The organism is Prevotella sp. HMSC073D09, from assembly GCF_001814145.1.
Classification (GTDB): domain Bacteria; phylum Bacteroidota; class Bacteroidia; order Bacteroidales; family Bacteroidaceae; genus Prevotella; species Prevotella conceptionensis.
In genome coordinates, this window is sequence record NZ_KV815050.1 from 1 (window position 1) to 3,275 (window position 3,275).

The 3,275-nt window shown below is 51.3% G+C and carries 1 protein-coding gene; it reads right to left on the reverse strand.

Annotated features, from left to right (window positions below):
* Positions 1 to 29: 29 nt before the first annotated feature.
* Entirely contained in the window at positions 30 to 2,726 is a 2,697-nt protein-coding gene (locus HMPREF2955_RS02605) for a 4-alpha-glucanotransferase (protein WP_070720632.1), read from the reverse strand.
* Between the last annotated feature and the right edge of the window lie 549 nt (positions 2,727 to 3,275).

Below are 3,275 nucleotides of genomic sequence, written 5' to 3' on the forward strand. Positions count from 1 at the left end.
CCTTTTCACCCTTTCACCTTTTCACTCTTTCACCGTCCGCTTTGTTGAACCATATCCTTAACAGCCGTACAGAAGGGTGTGTTAGCCATCAAGTCTTCGACATTGAGGTGCATACGATAACGCCAATAATGGCGCGGGTTGGCAGGAATGTTGATGCGTTCGGCATCAGCATCGGGCAAACGCAGGTCTTCGTCGGTGGACAACCAGTCTTGAATGCTGAGAATGCACAACATGGAGGGCGACAAAAGCTGGCGCAACACTATCTCGCGAGCCAAAAGGCCCGAAAGCGGATGCGGCGCAGGACCACCTTTGTAGAGCATCGTGTTGTAATATTCTTGGGTCCGTTCCCAATTCTCGTCCCACCACTGGCGAAGTGTCGGCATGTCGTGACTGCTAAAAGTGTTTACCGAACGGTAAGGGAAAGCAGAAAGGTTGCCAAAGCGCACACGGGGATCTTTGGGCATAGACTGCACTTCGAGCGACAGAATGCGTAGCTCGTTCATCACCCACGCCACACAATCGGGCACCATGCCCAGGTCTTCGGCACACACAAGCATGCGTGTAGCCTCAACCAGCTTGGGCAGTTTCTTCATCGCCTCGTAATACCAGAATTGGTTGTTACGGCGATAATAATAGTCGTTGTATATGCGGTTAAACACGTCCTTATCCTTATCCCAAAGTGCCTCGTACACAAAATCGTGCTGCACAGAGATGCGCGGATGGAACTTAGAGGGGTCTTTTCTGTCGCGAACGAAAAGCACATCGCTCACCAATGCGAAGAGTCCATCGCGCAACCAGCGGTCGGCATCCTCGTTTTTGCCCTCAAAGGCCTGTTCAATCTTGCGCTGTGTGTCGTATTCGGGGCGCAGTTGCCAGATGTCGTCGTGCAGGGGTTGCAGATAAGTTGCCTTCACGTTGTCGGCATTTTCGCCGAACATGCGGTCGAGAACCCAATCGCTGATGAACGGACGGGTGAACGCCTCTTCGTTGAAAGGCAGCCCGTAGGCCTCTATCTCCTCGCGACTCATGCCCAACGAGGGCGAGAACTGACCCAACAAACCGTCTACACACGACACGGGAATTTCCCAAATGCGGAAGAAACCCAGCACGTGGTCGATGCGATAGGCATCGAAAAACTTCGCCATGTTTTGGAAACGGCGCACCCACCAGGCGCACCCATCGCGCAACATCTCGTCCCAGTTGTACGTTGGGAAACCCCAATTCTGACCTTTAACCGAGAAATCGTCGGGTGGTGCGCCTGCTTGTCCGTCAAGGTTAAAGTAATGCGGTTCGGTCCACACGTCGCAACCGTGGCGGTTTACGCCAATGGGGATGTCGCCTTTAAGTATTACGCCCTTAGCACAAGCGTGTTCGTGGGCATGGCGCATTTGGGTGTAAAGCAAATACTGAACAAAGTAATGGAAAGCCACCTCCTTGTAAACCTTGGTTGTGGGCGTTGAGAGGGCTTTGCGTTCGGCCTCGTCCCACGTGTTGTGGTCGGGCCATTGGGTAAAGTCGGCCGTGCCGTAGAGGTCGCGGAGATAACAATATTGGGCATAGGGCACCAGCCAATAGCTCTCTTCTTCAAAGAACTTCTTAAAGTCCTCACCCTTCATCATCTCCTTGCCCTCTTGCTCGAACAGCAGTTTAAGATACGCCGTTTTGGCGTTGTTCACGCGTTCGTAATCAATCTGCGACAGCGCGTTAAGTTCCTGCCGCAAGGCCTCGAAAGCCATGCGGTCTTCTTCCTTCTTCAACAGCGGCAGCGCATTGAGGTCTACATACTGCGGATGAAGGGCAAAAATACTGATGCAGCTGTATGGATAAGAGTCGGTCCAGGTGTGCGTTGTGGTGCTGTCGTTGATGGGCAACACCTGCAACACGCGCTGATTTGTTTGTGCCACAAAGTCTATCATGGCTTTAAGGTCGCCAAAGTCGCCCACGCCAAAGCTGCGTTTGGTGCGCAACGAGAACACGGGCACAAGGGTTCCGGCAAAGCGTTCGTCCCAAAGCTCAAAGAAAGCTTGGTGCAATTGGTACACGCAAACCTCGTTCTTGCCAATCTGCGGCAACTGCAACTCGCGGTTATACCCCGTCTCCCAAAGCGGCGCAACGCGGTTGTCGGCATCAACGGCCACAAACTTCACGGCTATTTCTTCGCCGTTCAGTTCGTCGAGATTGAGGTCCACCACCCATTCGCAATCGTTTACCTCGGCCATGGGCAAGGCTCGGCCAAGCGCCCACGCGCCAAGTGCCAGGTCGTCGCCCACTAATACGAGGCGTTGCGAGGCCCGCAGTTGTGGCGCGCGCACCACCAAGCGCAGCGTCCGCTCGTAATCAGATGCGGGCATGGGTTGCAGGTTGCGGCGTTTTAGGCACTGGGTAAAGGCCGAAGTGTATTGATAGGCATCTTCGGGAATGGCATGCCATTGGTCGTAAACGTGGTAGGCGTTGGCTTTAAGCGCACTAAGCGACAGGCGATGTGGATGCAAGGCCCACTCCTTACGCCTTGTCACACCCGCACTATCCACACAATAGAAGTACTGCACGACGTTTTGGCAAGCGTCGGGCAACTTGTTTATACAACAAATCCAGCGCAATCCGTCGACGGTGTTCATGCGGTATTGCGTTGTTAGGCATTCGCCCTTGTCGTTATTAGTAACGATGTTCAGCACCAATTCTTCTCCGAAGACGGTCTGGTAATCAATATTGAAATATAAATTCATAGACTAAGGGGTTAGTAAACTCGGCATAAAGTTAGGCATTATTCGCAAGAGGTTCGCCCTTAAAACGGGGAAATGTTTATCTTTATGATGCAAACGATTGCGCTAATGCAAAAAGAGAACTAAAATAACGGAAAGACCACTTCTTTATGTTTCTTATGTTCTTCTGTCAAAATGGACGCATTTAGGTCACAACACGAAGAGATGAACGTTTTCGTTAAGCCAAATGAACAATGCCGACCTTGCTCGAACATTGTCATGGCGAGAAAACGCACTTTTCGAGGAAAGAGAAAAGAACGATTAACTCGTCCTCTTGTCCACTCGTCAACGGGTTAACTGGTCAACTGGCCAACTTGTCTACTTGTCTACTCGTCAACTTGTCAACTCGTTAACTTGTCAACCCGTTAACTTGTCAACTCGCTAACTTGTCAACCCGTTAACTCAAACATTGTCCACTTTTCAGCAAGAACTTTAACATCAAAAGTGCCCTTTTTGTCCACCAATCGTCCACCATGCCCCAAAAAATCGATTCTCGCGAAGGTTTGTTTTGAT

Coding starts and splice junctions, on each gene's coding strand:
- HMPREF2955_RS02605 (WP_070720632.1), bottom strand. CDS start 2,726: ATGAATTTATATTTCAATATTGATTACCAGACCGTCTTCGGAGAAGAA.